Consider the following 17,866-nt stretch of genomic DNA (forward strand, 5'->3'; position numbering starts at 1 on the left):
GGACTAGCCCACAGCCCCTTCCATCTGAAGCTCGATCAGGCGGTTCAATTCGAGGGCGTACTCCATCGGGAGTTCGCGCGCGATGGGCTCGACGAACCCGCGCACGATCATCGCCATGGCCTCGTCCTCGGTCATGCCGCGGCTCATGAGGTAGAAGAGCTGGTCGTCGGAGATCTTGGAGACGGTCGCCTCGTGACCCATCGACACGTCGTCCTCGCGGACGTCGACGTACGGGTAGGTGTCCGAGCGGCTGATCGTGTCGACCAGCAGCGCGTCGCACTTGACCGACGACGTCGAGCCGTGCGCGCCCTCCTCGATCTGCACCAGTCCGCGGTAGGACGTGCGGCCACCGCCGCGCGCGACCGACTTGGACACGATGTTGGACGAGGTGTTCGGGGCGCAGTGCACCATCTTCGAACCGGCGTCCTGGTGCTGGCCCTCGCCCGCGAAGGCGATCGACAACGTCTCGCCCTTGGCGTGCTCGCCGAGCAGCCACACGGCCGGGTACTTCATGGTGACCTTGGAACCGATGTTGCCGTCGATCCACTCCATCGTGGCGCCCTCGTGGGCCACCGCGCGCTTGGTCACCAGGTTGTACACGTTGTTCGACCAGTTCTGGATGGTCGTGTAGCGCACCCGGGCGTTCTTCTTGACCACGATCTCGACCACGGCCGAGTGCAGCGAGTCCGACTTGTAGATCGGCGCCGTGCAGCCCTCGACGTAGTGCACGTGGGAGCCCTCGTCGGCGATGATCAGCGTGCGCTCGAACTGGCCCATGTTCTCGGTGTTGATCCGGAAGTAGGCCTGGAGCGGGATCTCCACGTGCACGCCCGGCGGGACGTAGATGAACGAGCCACCGGACCAGACCGCGGTGTTCAGCGCGGAGAACTTGTTGTCGCCGGTCGGGATGACCGAGCCGAAGTACTCCTTGAACAGCTCCGGGTGCTCGCGCAGCCCGGTGTCGGTGTCCAGGAAGATGACGCCCTGCTCCTCCAGGTCCTCGCGGATCTGGTGGTAGACGACCTCCGACTCGTACTGCGCGGCGACACCGGCGACCAGGCGCTGCTTCTCCGCCTCCGGGATGCCCAGTCGGTCGTAGGTGTTCTTGATGTCCTCGGGCAGGTCCTCCCACGAGGCGGCCTGCTTCTCGGTCGAGCGCACGAAGTACTTGATGTTGTCGAAGTCGATTCCGGAGAGGTCGGAGCCCCACGTCGGCATCGGCTTCTTGCCGAAGAGCCGAAGGCCCTTCATGCGCTGCTTCAACATCCACTCGGGCTCGGACTTCTTCGCCGAGATGTCCGCGACGACCTCTTCGGAGATGCCCCGGCGCGCGGAGGCGCCGGCGGTGTCCGAGTCGGCCCAGCCGTACTCGTAGGTGCCCAGACCCTCAAGCTCGGGGCGAGCGTCGGTGGTCATGAAGTAGTCCTCCCGGAAGCCGGGGTGGCGTCGGTCGATTCCCGCGAACGGGAAGGGCCCCGGCGCGGCGGATTGTGTTCGGTGTTCAGGCCGGAGGAAACGGCCTTCGGGCCGGACGAGCCGACCCTGCGGCCGGTGGACCCGGCCGATTCAGCCTGCACAGCAGGAACGTGCGTGGTGCAGACGCCGTCGCCGTGGGCGATCGTCGCCAGCCTTTGCACGTGCGTACCGAGAAGGCGCGCGAACACCTCGGCCTCGGCCTCGCAGAGCTGCGGGAACCGCTCGGCGACGTGAGCCACCGGACAGTGGTGCTGGCAAAGCTGCTCTCCGCCGGGTGCGGGCCGCGCACTCGCGGCATACCCGTCGGCGGACAGCGCCTCGGCCAGCGCTCGGGCCCGCTCCCCGGGGGGCGCGGACTCGACCGAGGGACGATACCTCTCCTCGCGGGCGGCAAGCCGCTCGCGGGCGAATTTCGTCACGGCCTCGTCGCCGAGATGCTCGGCGACGAAGTTCAGCGCCTCGGCCGCCAGCTCGTCGTACTCCTGGTGGAACCCGGAGCGGCCGACGTCGGTGAGCGCGAACACCTTGGCCGGACGACCCCGGCCCCGGCGTCCGTAGACGCGCTGCTCGGTGGCCTCGACGACCCCCTCGGCGACCAGTGCGTCCAAATGGCGACGCACGCCCGCCGGGGTCAGCTCCAATCGCTCGGCCAGGTCCGCCGCGGTGGACGGGCCGTGGTCGACGATCGAGCGGGTGACCCGGTGCCGGGTGCCCTCGTGACCGTCATGCTCGGGCGTGCCGGCAGCCGCTGCGGTGACCCGCCGCGGTGCCTCTTCGCTCGTTCGCATGTTTTCCACAACACCATTGTTGCGTTAATCGCGCCCCAGGCCAAACGGCGATCGCGTGCGGTCCGTCACTTAGGTGTGCCTAACAACACACGCCCGTCGACACCCGTTCCGACCTGCGAATTCTCCTGACACACCGTCAGATGAACCGATCCGGACAACCCCCGCACCGGGGGCGCCGAGACCTTTCTAGACTGACTCGTCATGGACTCCTCGCCGCCGGCAGTCGCGATCACGGGCCTGGTCAAGCGCTACGGCGACAAGACCGCCGTGGACGGGCTCTCGCTCACCGTCGAACGCGGTCTGGTGACCGCGGTGCTCGGTCCCAACGGCGCCGGGAAGACCAGCACGATCGAGATCTGCGAGGGATACCGGCGCGCGGACGCGGGCGAGGTACGGGTGCTCGGCCTGGACCCGCGGCGCGACGCCGCCGCGCTGCGGCCCCGGATCGGGGTGATGTTGCAGGCGGGCGGCGTGTACTCGGGGGCGCGCGCCGAGGAGATGTTGCGACACGTGGCGAAGCTGCACGCCCACCCCCTGGACGTGTCGATGCTGATCGAGCGGCTCGGCCTGGGCTCGTGCGGGCGGACCACCTACCGGCGGTTGTCCGGCGGCCAACAGCAGCGGCTCGCGCTCGCGCTCGCCGTGGTCGGCCGCCCCGAGCTGGTCTTCCTGGACGAGCCGACCGCCGGACTCGACCCGCACGCCCGGCACGCCGGCTGGGACCTGGTGCGCGAGCTGCGCGCCGACGGGGTGAGCGTGGTGCTGACCACCCACCTGATGGACGAGGCGGAGAAGCTCGCCGACGAGGTGGCGATCGTGGACCACGGTCGGGTGATCGCCTCCGGCTCGCCCGAGGCGCTGTGCCACGACGGCGCGGAGAACTCGCTGCGCTTCGCCGGGCCGCCCGGCCTGGACCTGGGATCGCTGCTGAACGCGCTGCCGGTGGGTGCCAAGGCGCTGGAGGTCTCACGCGGCGCGTACCGGATCGAGGGCGAGATCGACCCGCAACTGCTGGCCACGGTCACCTCGTGGTGCGCGCAGCACGGGGTGATGCCGGAGCGGCTGACCGTGGAACGACGCAGCCTGGAGGACGTGTTCATGGAACTGACCGGACGGGAGCTGCGCAGTTGAGCACGCCGACGCGGGATTCGGTGGCAAAGGAACGACACCGCGGTACGTTCGCGCCCGCCCCCGGGGCCGCGCCGATGTCCCGGATGATCGGGGCGCAGACCGCGTTGGAGACGCGGATGTTGTTGCGCAACGGCGAGCAACTGTTGCTGACGGTGATCATCCCGACGCTGCTGCTGGTGGTCTTCGGGTCGGCGGACATCGTCGACACCGGGGACGGCGAACGGGTGGACTTCCTGGCGCCGGGGGTGCTGGCGCTGGCGGTGCTGTCGACCGCGTTCACCGGTCAGGCCATCGCGACCGGGTTCGAGCGGCGCTACGGAGTGCTCAAGCTGCTCGGTTCGACGCCGCTGCCCCGCTGGGGGCTGATGGTCGCGAAGACGGCGTGCGTGATCCTGGTGGAGATCCTCCAGGTGGCGCTGCTCGTGGTGATCGCGCTGGCGATGGGCTGGTCGCCGCACGGCAATCCGGTCTGGGTGATCCTGCTGCTCGTGCTGGGTACGGCGGCCTTCTCCGGACTCGGCCTGCTGATGGCCGGGACGCTGCGCGCCGAGGCCACCCTCGCCGCCGCGAACCTGGTGTTCATCCTGCTGCTGCTGGGCGGCGGGGTGATCGTGCCGCTGGACAAGTTCCCCTCCGGGGTCGAGCACACGCTCGCGCTGTTGCCGATCTCGGCGCTGTCCGACGGACTGCGCGACGTGCTCCGGGACGGATCGGGACTGCCGCTGGGCGACTTGGCGATCCTGGCGGTCTGGGCGGTTTTGGGCCTGGGCGCGGCGGCGCGCTTCTTCCGCTGGGAGTGAGGTCCGCGAGTGGTCCGGGGGGGCGCGGCCGGCCCGGCGTCGGCCGACACCCCTGGTGCGCTTGTGAATTCATTCACGACGTAGCATGTCGCGCATGAGTCTGCAGGCCGTCTCCCCCCTCGTCGCCCGCCGCGTGTTCCTCGCGAACCTGGTGGCGCAGATCGGCATCGTCGTCACGGGCGGTCTCGTCCGACTCACCGACTCGGGCCTGGGGTGCGACACCTGGCCCCGGTGCGACAGCGACACCAGCAACTGGACGCCGCACGAGGCGATCAGTCACCACGCGTACATCGAGTTCGGCAACCGCATGCTGGCCTACGTGGTCGGCGCGATCGCGGTGGCCTGCGTGGTGGCCGCCTACCGGCTGACCGTGCGCCGCAAGGACATCACCACGCTGGCCTGGATCCAGATCGGCACGGTCGTCGGCCAGGCCGTGCTGGGCGGGATCACCGTGCTCACCGACCTGCACCCGATGGCGGTGGCGAGCCACCTGCTCCTGTCGATGTTGCTGATCGCGTCGGCGGTGATGCTGTACGAGCGCGCCGGCGAGGGCGACGCGCCGGCCCGGCTGCTGGTCCGCCCGGAGATCCGCTGGTTCGGCTACGGCACCCTCGCGGTGGCCGGCGCGCTGATCGTGGTCGGCACCGTGGTCACCGGCTCCGGGCCGCACGCGGGCGACCTCAAGGCCAAGCGCTTCGACGTGGACATCGACCAGACGGCCTGGCTGCACGCGGACCTGGCGTTCCTGCTCCTGGGCGCGGCCGTCGCCCTGGCGCTGGCGCTGCGCGTCACCGACGCCCCGCTCGCCGCCCAGCACCGCGTGTGGTGGCTGCTCGCGGTGCTGATCCCGCAGGGCCTGATCGGCTACGTCCAGTACTTCAACGGCCTCCCCGAGTGGATGGTCCTCACCCACATGTTCGGCGCCGCCCTGACCGTGGTCACCGCCACCCGGGTCCTGTTCGCCCTGCGCATGCGCGGCGACACCCCGCCCGAGGGGGCCGACGACCTCGACGCCGAGCTGCGCGAGCCGGTCGCCACCCGTTACTGACCGCCCGATGCCGGGCCCGAAACGGGTCGAACCCTCGCGGGTCCGACCCGTCTCGGCGTTCCTGGTCCCGCCTCGATCAGCGGCTGGGGACCGCCAACAGGAGTGCGAAGCGCTCCTGCGGGTCGGTCCACCACTGGCGGACGGTGAAGCCCGCCTCGGCCAGCTCGGCGAGCAGGGCCTCGCGGCGGAACTTGGTGGAGATCTCGGTGCGCAGCAGCTCGCCCTCGGTGAAGTCCACCGACAGGTCCACCGCCGGGATCTTCACGGTCTGCCCGACGCGGGAGCGCAGGTGCATCTCGATGCGCTCCTCCCTGGCGTTCCACACGGCCACGTGGTCGTAGGCGTCCGGGTCGAAGTCCGCGTCGAGTTCGCGGTTGAGCACGTGGAGCACGTTCTTGTTGAAGGCGGCGGTGACGCCCTGGCTGTCGTCGTAGGCCGCGACCAGGACACCCGGGTCCTTGACCAGGTCCACGCCGAGCAACAGGGTGTCGTCGGCGCTCAGGGCGCGCCGCAGGATGCGGTAGAAGTCGGTGCGCTGGGCGGGGCCGAGGTTGCCCAGCGTGCTGCCCAGGAAACTGAGCAGTCGAGGGCCGGGTTCGTCGGCCAGTGCCAGGTCGTGTTCGAAGTCGGTGACGGTGGCCGCGACCCGCAGGCCGGGATAGTCGCGGCAGAGTGCCTCGCCGGCCTGGGTCAGCGCCGAGTCGCTCACGTCCAGCGGCACATAGCGCTCCAGCGTGCCGGCCGCGGTGAGCGCGTCCAGGAGCAGCCGGGTCTTGCGGGAGGAACCGGAGCCGAGCTCGATCAGCGTGTGCGCCCGGGTGGCGGCGGCGATCTCGGCGGCGCGCCGGGTGAGGATCTCCTGCTCGGCGCGGGTGGGGTAGTACTCGGGCAGGTGGGTGATCTGTTCGAACAGTTCGCTGCCGCGCGCGTCGTAGAACCACTTGGGCGGCAGCGACTTGGTCGGTGCCGTGAGGCCCCGGAGCACGTCGGCACGCAGCGTGGTGTCGAAGTAGTCGGCCGGCAGCCGGTGGTCGAGGGTGAAGCGGCTGTTCATGGGACGCCGTTCCTGTGGGGCGGATGACGGACGTGCGGCGACGGCCCGTACCGGGCGGATCGCGGCGATGCGGACCCCGCTGCGGGTAGCCAGCAGGAGGGAGCGTTCGGGTACCTCGAGCCACTCGCCCCAACCGCCTCCCGTGTTCGCGTCGGGCTCGGAGGCGACCAGGACCCGGCCGGGGGTGGTGCGGTACCACAGGGTGTCGCCGTACCGGGTGGCGAAGACGGTCCGGCCGTCGGTGAGCAGCAGGTTGAGCCGGGCGTTCGGACGCACCTCGGCGATCCGCCGGACCAGGTCGGCCAGCGCGCCGCCGACCGGCTCCCGCTGCCGGAGTCGGCGCGCGAGCATGGCCCAGAGCAGCGCCGAGTCGCAGCGCGACTCCAGGGCGAGCAGGTCGGCCGGATCGAGCGCGGGCCCGATCGGCAGCCGGGTCCATTCCGGGATCGCGCCGTTGTGGCTGAACAACCAGCGGCCGTCCCGAAACGGCGCGGCAGCGGCCTCGTCCTGACTGGTGCCCGCGGTGGCGCTGCGGACGGCGGCCAGGAAAGCGCCGCTGCGGATGGTGCGCGCCAGGTCGGGCAGGTTGGGATCGGCCCAGATCGGCAACGCCCGCCGGTAGCGGGCGGGTTCGACGTCGGCCCCGGCACCGGCCTCGGCTTCGGTTTCGTCCCGGGACGCCGAGGCCGGCTGGTCCGGATACCAGCCGAAGCCGAAGCCGTCCACGTTCACCGTCCCGTACCGCTGCCGACGCGGCGCCCAGGACTGCTCGTACAGGCCCTGCGCCGGGTCCACCAGGACCTCGGCGAGGGTGATCTCCGGTCCCAGATAGGCCAGATGACGACACATCAGCGCGCCTCCCGGGGCGCAGCGTCGCGGGCGGTCCGGAAGCCGGCGAAGATCTGCCGGCGGATCGGCAGATCCCAGTTGCGGAACGTGCCCCGGGCGACCACCTCGTCCACCCCGAACGCGCCGCCGCGCAGCACCTTGTGCCCGGGGCCGAAGAACACCTCGGAGTACTCCCGGTAGGGGAACGCGGCGAATCCCGGATAGGGGGTGAAGTCGGAGGAGGTCCACTCCCAGACGTCGCCGATCAACTGCCGCGCCCCGCACGCGGCGGCTCCCGCCGGGTAGGCGCCGGCCGGCGCCGGTCGCAGGTGCCGTTGGCCCAGGTTGGCGTGCTCGGGCGTGGGGTCGGCGTCACCCCACGGATACCGCCGCGAGCGGCCCTCGGCCGGATCGTGCCGGGCCGCCTTCTCCCACTCCGCCTCGGTCGGCAGCCGCCGCCCGGCCCAGCGCGCGTACGCGTCGGCCTCGTACCAGCACACGTGCAGGACCGGCTCGTCGAGCGGCACCGGCTCGGTCCGGCCGAACCGCCGAATCAGCCACGTGTCACCGTCGCGCCGCCAGAACAACGGGGCGGTGAGCTCGGCGTCCTGTCGGTGCCGCCGACCCTCCGGGCTCCACCAGCGGTCGTCCGCGTAACCGCCGTCGGCGATGAACTCCAGGTAGGCCGCGTTGGTCACCGGCGCCGTGTCCAGCCAGAACGCCGGTACGTCCACCATGTGCGCGGGTCGTTCGTTGTCCAGCGCCCACGGATCGTCCGTGGTGCCCATCTCGAACGGCCCGGCGGGGATCAGGACTTCACCGTCGAGCGCGTCCGCATCGGCCGCGCCCGGCGGTTCCGGGGCATCCAACACCGCTGCCCCGTCCCGCAGTTGATGGGTCGCCAGCATGGTCTCGTCGTGCTGCTGCTCGTGTTGGGCGAGCATGCCGAACACGAATCCGTCGGCCAGGAGCGGATCGCCGCCCGTGCCGAGATCGGCGGATTCCAAGACGTCGAAGGTGTGTTCACGCACCCGCCCGACGTACTCCCGGGCCTGCTCCGGCCCGAGCAGGGGCAGCGCGGGCCGGTCGGCGCGCGGATGCCGGAACGCGTCGTACAGCGGATCCAGGTCCGGGCGCAGCGCGGGTCTCCCGCCGGCGCGGCGGACCAGCCACAACTCCTCCTGGTTGCCGATGTGGGCCAGGTCCCAGACCAGCGGCGACATCAGCGGGGAGTGCTGGGCGGTCAGTTCCTCGTCGGTCAGGCAGTCGGTCAGGGCCAGGGTCCGACGTCGGGCCCGGATCAGCGCGGCCCGGGCTATCGCACGGCGATCGGTGGTCGGGGGTTCCGGATGGGATCCGCCGGATCCCGCGGACCCCGTGGCCCCAGTGGACGGTGTGGATGCTGTGGGCTGCGACGTCTTCGTCGACGCCGCCCGGCCGGACCGCTTCGACGGCTTCGGCGCCTTCGGCGGCTGCGATGGCTTCAACGACTTCATCGACGGGTCCTTTCCAGCAGGTCGTCCGCGGGACATCGGCCCCGTTCGGCGTAGCGCCGGGTGAATTCGGCGACGGCCGCGCGCAGCGGGCCGGGGGCGCCGCCGTCGGCCAGGGCGTTCTCGGTGGCGGCGAAGCACGCGCGGACCACCTTGCCCAGCACCGGGTCGGCGGGACCGAGCCGGGCGGCCCGGGTCCACATCGACTCGTCGGGCACCGCCGCGCCGTTCGGGCACAGCGGCTCGGTCGCCGCCCAGGCCGCCTCGGCCGCGACCGGGTCGTCCAAAAGGGTGGCGGCCATCGCGGCGGGGACGACCCAGTCGTCGCCGCACTGGGCGTCGATCATCCGCAGCTCCAGCCAACCGCGCGGGCGGACCGGCGGGAAGAGCGTGGTCAGGTGGTAGTCCAAGTCCTCCAGGGTGGGTGGGCGCACGCCGGGTGCGCCGCGCAGCCAGGAGCGGAAGGTCAGCCCCTCGGGTGCGGTCCAGCAGTCCTCCTCACTGCCGCGTACGCACAGCAGCGGGGCGTCCAGCGCGTAGCACGCCCAGGCGGCGCGCGGATCCGGGTCGGCTCCCGGCTGCGGCTCCGGCGGCCGGGTGCGGCCGGGGTCCATCCGGGTCCAGACGAGTTGTCGGGTCGACCGCCAACCGGTCGGCCTGCCCTGCCACAGCGGCGAGTTGGCGAACGCGGCGACCAGTACCGGGCCGAGTCGGTGGGTCAGTTCCCAGCGCGACCGATAGCCCTGACGGCCCTCGCCATCGTCTCCCGCGTCCAGGTTGACCTGGACGGACGCGGTACCGCGCATCATCATCCGGCCCCACGAGCCGCCACGGTCGAAGTACGCCTCCATAGCCCGATAGCGGGGATGGTCGACGATCCGTGGTGGGTTTTGGTACGGCTCCAGGCCGTGGCCGGCGAGCACCAGTCCGCTCGCGGCCAGCGCCTGTTCCAGGGCGACCTTGTCGGCCCGGAGGTCCTCGGCGCATCCAGCGAGCGTGGCGGCGGGTGGTGAGCTCAGCTCGACCTGCCCACCCGGCTCGCGGGTCAACCTACTGCCGAACGGCAGCCCATCAGCCTTCAGCGGGGCCAGGGCCTCGTCCAGCCGCTCCGGCGCCACCTCCCGGCGGGCGTCGGCACCGTCGTGCACGATCCATTCCAGCTCGATCCCCACCCGTGCGGGTGGGCCGGTCTTGAAGCACACCCCGTGTACGTGGGCCTGTGCGTCGTCCTCCCTCAGAGCGGCAGCCATCGCCCTCACTCCTTCGGTCCATCGTGTGGGCCCGTGGCCGGTCCCACGTGTGGCCCCATTTTGGTCCCTCACGTCACTTTCCCGCTCTGCTGTACCCGGCGGATGGGACCGGAACACCCGTACCCCGATGAACCCGGAACCACGCCCCGGTGACGCCGGGGGGGACCCCACGGCCGGACGATCCGGTTGCCCATCGGGGCCCGAATGCGCCGGCGCCGTCCCGCGGCCGGGTCGCAAAGGACGCCACTCCGACCGGTCGACCGCCGTCGTCCACGACCTCGGTGCGCAGGTCGGCCGGTTCGCTCCGCCGCGCGCCGTCCACGCTCGACCGACCGGCCAACGCCTCGGCCGACATCGACTCGGTGGCCGGGGGTTGGCCGAGTATGCGATCGGCCTCGACGAGCGCGAGCACGGCGGCCCGATCGGTTGGGCGGTAGGCGCGTGTTGCGTACCGCTCCACGCGGGCGGGCGAGTCGTCGGCCATCCGGTCGGTCTGCGAGTCCGGGCCCGTCTCGGCCGGCGAATATTTGGGCCCGCGCGCCGCTGCGGCCGGGCTGGACAACGCCGTACGGGTGCCCTGTCATGGTGCGATGACCGCCGCGCAGCCTACGCCGACACCGATGTCGCCCATCGACCTGGACGGCTACACCGGCACGCACGCCCATGACTTCCCGCTGCACCGAGAACGCGGCTTCGCCTTCTTCGCCCCGCCGCCCGAGGGCACGACAGCGGACCCCGGTCGGCAATTCGAGTCGGCCCGGCGAGACAAACTCCTCTTCGACCTCGCCTCCTGGCACCACGACATCGCGCCGACCCACGCCCGGGCCCGCGCGACGGCGGAGCACGCACACGAGGCACTGCGAACCGGAAAGTGTCGCGAGGAGGCGCTGCAAGCGGTCAGGACATATGCCTGCGCCCGCTCCGCCCTCCTCACCCTCCTCGACCGCCGACCCATGCCCCGCGGCGCCGAACCCCTCTACGAGCACTACGTCCCCGCCCCCACGCGTATCGACCCGACCACCCTCCCTCCGGAAGCCGACCTCCGCCGCCGCGCCGGTCTGCTCCGGCCGTGACGCACAGCACCGCGTGGGCGAGGCCGTCGTCCCGCCGCCCGACGGCCGCGAGATCGGTGCTCGAAGCGAGGATCCGGCCTGATTCGAGTGCGGGGCGAGTCGGCGCACGGCGTGCCGACCGGAGCGGAGCAGCGGATCGGCATCCGTCGTGACCGTCGCCCGCCGCCGCGGTGGGCCGATACTCGGCCGCCTTCGGGTTGTTCACCGCCGTGGCCGGAAGTCCCGGCTCTTGGTTACGTCGGTGTCCCCGCGCGCAAGGCGTGGATGGGCCAGGCGAGTTCGGGGGTGGGGTCGATCGGGGCGGGCCAGCCGTTGACGAGTGCGAGGAGGTGGAAGTAGCGGTGGCGGCGGGGGTCGTTCGCGGAGTGCAGGCGGGTGAGTAGGCGGCGGCGCAGGTGGGCGTCGTCGGGGAGGCCGGTGGTTCGGGCGCAGTCCGCTGTCAGCGCGGCGACGATCGGGGCGGCTTCGGGTGCGGTCGGGGCGATGCCGGCTGCCAGGGCCGCTGCCGCGTGGGTGCGGGCGACGGCGATGGTGTCGCGGCGCGGGACCGTGGCTCCGGACCGGGTGCGTTCGGTGCCGTGTTGCTCGGCCAGGTTTCGGAGGGCGGTGCGGAAGTCCGGGTCGCGGGTGAGTTCGGCCAGTTCGACCCACGCCTCGACCTGTTCCGGCTCGGGGTGGTCGGGGAGCTCGGGCGTCATCGAGCGGATGATCCCGGCGAACGCGGGATCGGCGTCCGGGTCGCCGAAGATCGACGTGAGGAAGTCGGCGATCAGGTGTCGACGTTCGTCTTCGGAGAGCTTGGCCAGGGTGTGCAAGAGATCCATCTCCTCGGGGCCGGCCCCGCGTCGAGCCGCCACCGTGAGCACCGCGCGACGCAGACGCAGCGTGTGGATCTGCGCCGCCAGCGCCTCGGCATGTGCCGCCGCGACCTCCGGGAGGGACTGCTCCCGGTCCACGACCCGGCGGATCGTGGACAGGTCCAGTCCCAGGTCGCGCAGTGTGCGGACGAGGTCCAGGCGGGCGACGGCGTCGGTGTCGTAGCGGCGGTGGCCGGCGGGACTGCGATCGGTGGGCGGCACGATCCCCGAGTCGGAGTAGAACCGAATGGCCTTGACCGTCAGCCCGGTCCGCCGAGCCAGGTCCCCGATCGTGTGGAGCGCGTCGCCGTTCATGCCCCCACCCTCACGGCTCCCCCTACCGGAGGCGCAAGTCCCCGCGTCGCGGCGGACACACTTCACGCCCCGACCGGGTGAAGCGCCGACGGGTAGTCGGGTACGCGTTCGCGCTCGGCCGGGCCGTCCACGACCGCCGTGTCGAACTCGGTTTGTCGCAGAGCGAACCGGCGGGGCGCGCGGGAATGACCCAGCCGCGCCGCGGATCTCCGACATCGAGGGCGGCGACTCCGTGCCGACCCTGCCGCTGCTCACGCGCCTCGCGAAGGCCCTGAATGCGTCGCTGACCATCGACCTGGACGGCGATGCCTCGGCTTTCGTGTTCACCGCGCACGACAGCCGCGATCCCGACGAAGCCCGTCCGGGCGGACACGACGAAGTGGCCTGACCCGCGCCGGCCGGCGCGCGCGGGCCGATGCCACGCCACGGTCCGACCGGGTCAGCCCTGCGAGCCGCCCAGTTGCATGCCCGCCATGCGGTTCCACTCGTACTTGGTCGTGCGTACCTTCGCCGCGAGGTCGTTCGGGAACTCCTCGTGCAGCGTGACGCCCGCCTTGACGATGGCCGCGCGCGCGATGTCCGGGTTGCGGACGACCTGGTCGCCCCATGCCCCGTCGGTCCCCACGAGCACGATCCGGGTCGCGTCGCGCCCGACGTACTCGACGATCGCGTCGCCTCCCCCGCCGTGCGCGGCGGTGAAGCGCTCGATGTGCTTGGCGATCCTGCGCACCTGTCGCTCGACCCGCGTGTCCGGGGTACCCGGGTCCGGCGTGGCCGTCGTGGTATCGGTGTCCGTCATGGCGCCCACATTACCGAGGGCGCGTCGCCGGATCCGAGTGAACCCACGTGGTCCGGATCACGTCCCCGGAGCCGACCGACGAGGGGGTCGGCTCAGAACACCAGCGGGTCCACCGCCACCGCGACGAACAGCAGCGTCAGGTAGGTGATCGACCAGTGGAACAGCCGCATCTCCTTCAGCTTGCCACCGGTGACCTCGGCCTTGGCCCGACGCTGGAGACCGTGCGCCTCCCACAACCACGCGATGCCGAGCAGCGCCGCCGCGATCGGGTAGAGCGGGCCGGTGTCGGCGGCCGGCCACAGCAGCATCGAGACACCGACCATGACCCAGCTGTAGGCCACGATCTGGTTCGCCACGACCTTGTTGCCCGCCACCACCGGCAACATCGGTACGCCGGCGTTGGTGTAGTCGTCGGTGAACTTCATGGACAGCGGCCAATAGTGCGGCGGCGTCCAGAAGAAGACCACCGCGAAGAGCACCACCGGCGCCCAATCCAGCGAATTCGTCACCGCGGTCCAGCCGATCAACACCTGCATACAGCCGGCGATGCCGCCCCACACGATGTTCTGCGGCGTGCGCCGCTTCAGCAGCATCGTGTACACGACCACGTAATAGAAGATCGCGAAGACCGAAAGCGCCGCCGACAGCGGATTGACCAGGAACCAGAACCACGCGGTGGAAATCACCCCGAGCGCGCTCGCGAACACGATCGACTCGCGCGGGGACACCATCCCGGTGACCAGCGGTCGCCGCTCGGTGCGGTGCATCAACCGGTCGATGTCCCGGTCGATGTACATGTTGAAGGCGTTGGCACTGCCCGCCGAGAGGTAGCCGCCGAAGACGACCAGAAGCACCAGACCCAGGTCCGGCAGCCCGTCGGCCGCGAGGAACATCACCGGAATCGTGCTGATCAGCAGCAGTTCGATGATGCGCGGCTTGGTGAGGGCCACGAATGCGAGAACCCGGGCCATCGGCGGGCGGGCGCCGGCGGGCGCATTTCCCACCAGCCCGGCCGGTCGGGATTCGACGGCTGTCACGAACACCCCATCAGCAGCGTTTTCGGCCGGGCCCGGGTGCCGCCCGGAAGCCGGTTTGCTCGTCAATATGTAAGCGGTATCGAGCGGCGTCGGGATGTCGAGGCCCGGACCCACTAGCAGGAAACTGTAGTCCCTCACCAGGGGCACAAACCCTCCGGGGCATGCCCGCCGCATGCCGGGGTAGCCGAGCCGAAGGCAGCCGCGCGTCGAGTCCCGCGCCCACCGCGTGTCCCGCCTCGTCCCGCCCGCACCTCCCGTCCTGTCCACCAGGTGAACGTCACCACCCGGGTGGCCGTCCTCCGAGCGAGCGGGCAGGTCGCCCCCGGTAGGCTCGGCCACGTGCCTGAGGCGCCGGGGCGTAGACCCCGAGCCGGCCGCTTTTTTTCGGCCTACACCGGAAGACCCCGGAAGGAGCCCTGACCAGGGTGAGCACCAAGCCGACCCCCGACAACAGCTCTCTCGACTGGAGCGACCTCGACAAGCGAGCCGTCGACACCGCTCGCGTGCTGGCGATGGACGCCGTTCAGAAGGTCGGTAACGGCCACCCCGGAACGGCCATGAGCCTGGCCCCCGCGGCCTACCTCATCTGGCAGAAGTTCCTGCGCCACGACCCGACCGACCCGGACTGGACCGGCCGCGACCGCTTCGTGCTGTCCCCGGGTCACACCAGCCTGACCCTGTACACGCAGCTCTACCTGTCCGGCTACGGCCTGACCCTGGACGACCTCAAGTCGTTCCGCACCTGGGGCAGCCGCACCCCCGGCCACCCCGAGCACGGCCACACCGCCGGCGTCGAGACCACCACCGGGCCGCTCGGCCAGGGTGTGGCCAACGCGGTCGGCATGGCGATGGCGGCCCGCTACGAGCGTGGCCTGTTCGACCCCGACGCCGCCCCCGGCACGTCGCCGTTCGACCACACCATCTGGGTGATCGCCTCCGACGGCGACCTGGAGGAGGGCGTCTCCGCCGAGGCCAGCTCGCTCGCCGGCCACCAGAAGCTGGGCAACCTCGTCGTGCTCTACGACGACAACCACATCTCGATCGAGGGTGACACCGAGACCGCGTTCAGCGAGGACGTCCTCGCCCGCTACGCGGCCTACGGCTGGCACACCATCCGCGTCGAGCCGCAGGCCGACGGCGACATCGACATCGCGGCGCTGAACGCGGCGCTGGAGGCGGGCAAGGCGGAGACCGGCCGGCCGACCATGATCGGCATGCGCACGATCATCGCGTGGCCCGCGCCGAACGCGCAGAACACCGGCAAGGCGCACGGCTCGGCGCTGGGCGCCGAGGAGGTCGCGGCCACCAAGCGGATCCTGGGCTTCGACCCGGAGCAGAACTTCGAGGTCGCCGCGGACGTACTGGCGCACGCCCACAAGGTGGTCGACCGGGGCCGTGCCGCGCACGACGCCTGGAAGAGCGCGTACGCCAAGTGGGCCGAGACCAACCCCGAGCGCGCCGCCGAGCACGCCCGGATCTCCGCCCGTCGGCTGCCCGACGGCTGGGAGAAGGTGCTGCCGGAGTTCGAGGCCGGCAAGCCGGTCGCCACCCGCAAGGCCTCCGGCAAGGTGCTCGCCGCGCTCGGCGCGGTCATCCCCGAGCTGTGGGGCGGCTCGGCCGACCTGGCCGAGTCCAACAACACCACCATCGACGAGGGCAGTTCGTTCCTGCCCGAGGGCAACCCGCTCAAGGGCGCGAGCCCGTACGGGCGCACCGTGCACTGGGGCATCCGCGAGCACGCCATGGGCTCGACCATGAACGGCATCGCCCTGCACGGCGGGACGCGCATCTACGGCGGCACGTTCCTGGTGTTCAGCGACTACATGCGCCCGGCCGTACGGCTCGCCGCGCTGATGAAGCTGCCCACGACGTACGTGTGGACGCACGACTCGATCGGCCTCGGCGAGGACGGTCCCACCCACCAGCCGATCGAGCACATCGCCGCGCTGCGCGCGATCCCCGGCCTGGACGTGGTCCGCCCGGGGGACGCGAACGAGGTCGCGGTGGCCTGGCGCAAGATCCTGGAGACCACCGACCGCCCGGCCGGCATCCTGCTCACCCGCCAGGACGTACCGACCTGGGACCGGGGCGAGTTCGGTTCGGCCGAGGGCACCGCGCGCGGTGGCTACGTGCTGGCCGAGGCGTCCAGCGGCACCCCGCAGGTGATCCTGATCGGCACCGGCTCCGAGGTGCAGATCGCGGTCGCGGCGCGCGAGGTGCTGGAGGCCGAGGGCGTGCCGACCCGGGTCGTCTCGCTGCCGTGCCTGGAGTGGTTCAACGAGCAGGACCAGGCCTACCGCGAGCAGGTGCTGCCGCCGTCGGTCAAGGCGCGCGTGTCGGTCGAGGCGGGCATCGCGCAGGGCTGGCGCGAGCTGGTCGGCGACGCCGGCCGGATCGTCTCGCTGGAGCACTTCGGCGCGTCGGCGGACTACAAGAAGCTGTTCGCCGAGTTCGGGCTGACCCACGAGGCGGTCGTTTCGGCCGCCCGGGAATCCCTGGCGCAAGCCGGTAGCTGAAGGTCACGTAACCCTGTGGGCGGTGTCGGGTGGGAACACCCGCCCGACACCGCCCACGACGGGCGCCGGTCCGGCACCCAAGAGCGATCCGGACCCGGCCGCCGACTCGAGAAGGAGCAAAGTGTCATGACGGAACCCCTGCGTCGCCTGTCCGCCGAGGGCGTGGCCGTGTGGCTCGACGACCTGAGCCGGACGCGGCTGGAGTCCGGCAACCTGCACGAACTCGTCCGCGACCGCGAGGTCGTCGGCGTGACCACCAACCCGGCGATCTTCCAGAAGGCGATCACCGGCAACGACGTCTACGACGCGCAGGTACGCGACCTCGCGGTGCGCGGCGTCACCGTCGAAGAGGCCGTGCGGATGATCACCTCCGCCGACGTGCGCCAGGCGTGCGACGTGCTGCGCCCGGTCTACGAGGCGACCGACGGTGTCGACGGCCGGGTGTCGATCGAGGTCGACCCGCGGCTGGCGCACAAGACCGAGCCGACCATCGCCGAGGCCCGCCAGCTCTGGTGGCTCGTCGACCGGCCGAACCTGTTCATCAAGATCCCGGCCACCAAGGCCGGCCTGCCCGCCATCTCGCAGACGCTCGCCGAGGGCATCAGCGTCAACGTCACGCTGATCTTCTCGCTGGCCCGCTACCGCGAGGTGATGGAGGCCTACGTCGAGGGCATCGAGCGCGCTCGCGCGGCCGGTCTGGACATCTCCAAGATCGAGTCGGTGGCGTCCTTCTTCGTCTCCCGTGTGGACACCGAGATCGACAAGCGGCTGGCGGCCCTGGGCACCGACGAGGCCAAGGCCGCGGCCGGCAAGGCGGCGGTCGCCAACGCGCGACTGGCCTACCAGGCGTACGAAGAGGTCTTCGGCACGGAGCGGTGGCAGGCCCTCGCCGCTGCCGGCGCCCGGCCGCAGCGCCCGCTGTGGGCCTCCACCGGCGTCAAGGACCCGGCGTACCGCGACACGATGTACGTGGACGACCTGGTCGTCAAGGGCGTCGTGAACACGATGCCCGAGGCCACCTTGAACGCGGTCGCCGACCACGGCGCCATCACCGGCGACACCGTGCACGGCACGTACGAGTCGGCCCGGGCCGACCTGGACGCGATCGCCAAGCTCGGCATCTCCTACGACGAGGTCGTCGACCTGCTCGAGGAGGAGGGCGTCGAGAAGTTCGAGACCTCCTGGAACGAGCTGCTCGCGTCCGTGCAGGGCGAGCTGGACCGGCTCGCCAAGGGCTGACGCCCGCCGGACCGACGAGCAGTCGCTCGAGACCGCAGGACCCGGTCGGCCTCCCTCGCCGACCGGCGCAGCACCCCTTCGTCCCGGGGGGGGGGGGAGGGGAGGGGGGGGGGGGGGGGGGGGGGGGGGGCCTCCCCAACCGAGGGGAGGGTTTGCGCCCCC

Annotated in this window: 14 protein-coding genes and 2 pseudogenes; 7 read left to right on the forward strand and 9 right to left on the reverse strand. The window is 71.4% G+C overall.

Going from position 1 to position 17,866, the window contains the following annotated elements; genetic code table 11:
• Positions 1-3 precede the first annotated feature (3 nt).
• Positions 4-1,416, reverse strand: a complete 1,413-nt coding sequence (gene sufB / locus ACZ4FV_RS20260; RefSeq protein WP_355541505.1) for a Fe-S cluster assembly protein SufB — start codon at positions 1,414-1,416, stop codon at positions 4-6.
• On the reverse strand, positions 1,413-2,264 hold the full coding sequence (locus ACZ4FV_RS20265) for a helix-turn-helix transcriptional regulator (protein ID WP_395862619.1): 852 nt from the start codon (positions 2,262-2,264) through the stop codon (positions 1,413-1,415). Before ACZ4FV_RS20265 ends, sufB begins: the two co-directional genes overlap by 4 nt.
• 201 nt (positions 2,265-2,465) lie before the next feature.
• Between ACZ4FV_RS20265 and ACZ4FV_RS20270 the strand changes: the two genes are divergently transcribed.
• The 3 genes from ACZ4FV_RS20270 to ACZ4FV_RS20280 all read left to right on the forward strand — a co-directional run bounded on the left by ACZ4FV_RS20270 (position 2,466) and on the right by ACZ4FV_RS20280 (position 5,243).
• The gene (locus ACZ4FV_RS20270; protein WP_395862617.1) at positions 2,466-3,395 is read left to right on the forward strand and encodes an ABC transporter ATP-binding protein; all 930 of its coding nucleotides are present in this window, start codon (positions 2,466-2,468) and stop codon (positions 3,393-3,395) included.
• A gap of 74 nt (positions 3,396-3,469) precedes the next feature.
• Positions 3,470-4,195, forward strand: coding sequence for an ABC transporter permease (locus tag ACZ4FV_RS20275; RefSeq protein ID WP_395862802.1), 726 nt, complete (start codon positions 3,470-3,472; stop codon positions 4,193-4,195).
• Positions 4,196-4,289: 94 nt separating this feature from the next.
• The gene (locus ACZ4FV_RS20280; RefSeq protein ID WP_402231650.1) at positions 4,290-5,243 is read left to right on the forward strand and encodes a COX15/CtaA family protein; all 954 of its coding nucleotides are present in this window, start codon (positions 4,290-4,292) and stop codon (positions 5,241-5,243) included.
• Positions 5,244-5,319: 76 nt separating this feature from the next.
• Here the strand turns inward: ACZ4FV_RS20280 and egtD are convergent, their stop codons facing one another.
• The 4 genes and pseudogenes from egtD to egtA form a co-directional block, all read right to left on the reverse strand.
• The gene (gene egtD / locus ACZ4FV_RS20285) at positions 5,320-6,297 is read right to left on the reverse strand and encodes an L-histidine N(alpha)-methyltransferase (RefSeq protein WP_465323012.1); all 978 of its coding nucleotides are present in this window, start codon (positions 6,295-6,297) and stop codon (positions 5,320-5,322) included.
• A gap of 120 nt (positions 6,298-6,417) precedes the next feature.
• A pseudogene (egtC, locus tag ACZ4FV_RS20290) lies at positions 6,418-7,146 on the reverse strand (ergothioneine biosynthesis protein EgtC); the annotation flags it as partial.
• Positions 7,146-8,621: an ergothioneine biosynthesis protein EgtB gene (gene egtB / locus ACZ4FV_RS20295; protein WP_465323006.1), complete on the reverse strand. Its 1,476-nt coding sequence runs from the start codon at positions 8,619-8,621 to the stop codon at positions 7,146-7,148. The pseudogene egtC and the gene egtB, both read right to left, overlap by 1 nt.
• Positions 8,618-9,868 carry an ergothioneine biosynthesis glutamate--cysteine ligase EgtA gene (gene egtA / locus ACZ4FV_RS20300; protein ID WP_465323007.1) on the reverse strand — a complete coding sequence of 417 codons (1,251 nt, stop codon included), beginning with the start codon at positions 9,866-9,868 and terminating at the stop codon, positions 8,618-8,620. The genes egtB and egtA overlap by 4 nt, the downstream gene beginning before the upstream one ends.
• 590 nt (positions 9,869-10,458) lie before the next feature.
• Here egtA and ACZ4FV_RS20305 point away from each other — a divergent pair.
• The gene (locus ACZ4FV_RS20305; RefSeq protein ID WP_465323008.1) at positions 10,459-10,941 is read left to right on the forward strand and encodes a hypothetical protein; all 483 of its coding nucleotides are present in this window, start codon (positions 10,459-10,461) and stop codon (positions 10,939-10,941) included.
• Positions 10,942-11,174: 233 nt separating this feature from the next.
• Here the strand turns inward: ACZ4FV_RS20305 and ACZ4FV_RS20310 are convergent, their stop codons facing one another.
• Complete coding sequence (locus tag ACZ4FV_RS20310) at positions 11,175-12,113, reverse strand: helix-turn-helix domain-containing protein (protein ID WP_465323009.1); 939 nt, start codon at positions 12,111-12,113, stop codon at positions 11,175-11,177.
• Positions 12,114-12,217: 104 nt separating this feature from the next.
• Between ACZ4FV_RS20310 and ACZ4FV_RS20315 the strand changes: the two are divergent.
• Positions 12,218-12,501: pseudogene (locus tag ACZ4FV_RS20315) on the forward strand (helix-turn-helix domain-containing protein); the annotation flags it as partial.
• A 51-nt stretch (positions 12,502-12,552) separates the two neighbouring features.
• On the opposite strand, the gene ACZ4FV_RS20320 reads toward ACZ4FV_RS20315, so the two are convergent.
• Together ACZ4FV_RS20320 and ACZ4FV_RS20325 are read right to left on the reverse strand one after the other, a co-directional pair.
• Positions 12,553-12,912: a hypothetical protein gene (locus tag ACZ4FV_RS20320; protein WP_395862606.1), complete on the reverse strand. Its 360-nt coding sequence runs from the start codon at positions 12,910-12,912 to the stop codon at positions 12,553-12,555.
• Between the two features lie 92 nt (positions 12,913-13,004).
• On the reverse strand, positions 13,005-13,949 hold the full coding sequence (locus ACZ4FV_RS20325; protein ID WP_395862604.1) for a heme o synthase: 945 nt from the start codon (positions 13,947-13,949) through the stop codon (positions 13,005-13,007).
• A 425-nt stretch (positions 13,950-14,374) separates the two neighbouring features.
• Between ACZ4FV_RS20325 and tkt the strand changes: the two genes are divergently transcribed.
• Together tkt and tal are read left to right on the forward strand one after the other, a co-directional pair.
• Positions 14,375-16,465 carry a transketolase gene (gene tkt, locus ACZ4FV_RS20330; protein WP_395862602.1) on the forward strand — a complete coding sequence of 697 codons (2,091 nt, stop codon included), beginning with the start codon at positions 14,375-14,377 and terminating at the stop codon, positions 16,463-16,465.
• Between the two features lie 126 nt (positions 16,466-16,591).
• Positions 16,592-17,704 carry a transaldolase gene (gene tal, locus ACZ4FV_RS20335; RefSeq protein ID WP_395862600.1) on the forward strand — a complete coding sequence of 371 codons (1,113 nt, stop codon included), beginning with the start codon at positions 16,592-16,594 and terminating at the stop codon, positions 17,702-17,704.
• Positions 17,705-17,866: the final 162 nt, after the last annotated feature.

The organism is Embleya sp. NPDC025285, from assembly GCF_055558835.1.

Excerpts from the sequence above, each read along its gene's own strand:
- sufB (WP_355541505.1), bottom strand. The coding sequence starts at position 1,416 with ATGACCACCGACGCTCGCCCCGAGCTTGAGGGTCTGGGCACCTACGAG.
- tal (WP_395862600.1), top strand. The coding sequence starts at position 16,592 with ATGACGGAACCCCTGCGTCGCCTGTCCGCCGAGGGCGTGGCCGTGTGG.
- egtB (WP_465323006.1), bottom strand. The coding sequence starts at position 8,621 with ATGAAGTCGTTGAAGCCATCGCAGCCGCCGAAGGCGCCGAAGCCGTCG.
- ACZ4FV_RS20280 (WP_402231650.1), top strand. The coding sequence starts at position 4,290 with ATGAGTCTGCAGGCCGTCTCCCCCCTCGTCGCCCGCCGCGTGTTCCTC.
- ACZ4FV_RS20275 (WP_395862802.1), top strand. The coding sequence starts at position 3,470 with ATGTCCCGGATGATCGGGGCGCAGACCGCGTTGGAGACGCGGATGTTG.
- ACZ4FV_RS20265 (WP_395862619.1), bottom strand. The coding sequence starts at position 2,264 with ATGCGAACGAGCGAAGAGGCACCGCGGCGGGTCACCGCAGCGGCTGCC.
- egtA (WP_465323007.1), bottom strand. The coding sequence starts at position 9,868 with ATGGCTGCCGCTCTGAGGGAGGACGACGCACAGGCCCACGTACACGGG.
- ACZ4FV_RS20310 (WP_465323009.1), bottom strand. The coding sequence starts at position 12,113 with ATGAACGGCGACGCGCTCCACACGATCGGGGACCTGGCTCGGCGGACC.
- ACZ4FV_RS20320 (WP_395862606.1), bottom strand. The coding sequence starts at position 12,912 with ATGACGGACACCGATACCACGACGGCCACGCCGGACCCGGGTACCCCG.
- ACZ4FV_RS20305 (WP_465323008.1), top strand. The coding sequence starts at position 10,459 with ATGACCGCCGCGCAGCCTACGCCGACACCGATGTCGCCCATCGACCTG.
- ACZ4FV_RS20270 (WP_395862617.1), top strand. The coding sequence starts at position 2,466 with ATGGACTCCTCGCCGCCGGCAGTCGCGATCACGGGCCTGGTCAAGCGC.
- egtD (WP_465323012.1), bottom strand. The coding sequence starts at position 6,297 with ATGAACAGCCGCTTCACCCTCGACCACCGGCTGCCGGCCGACTACTTC.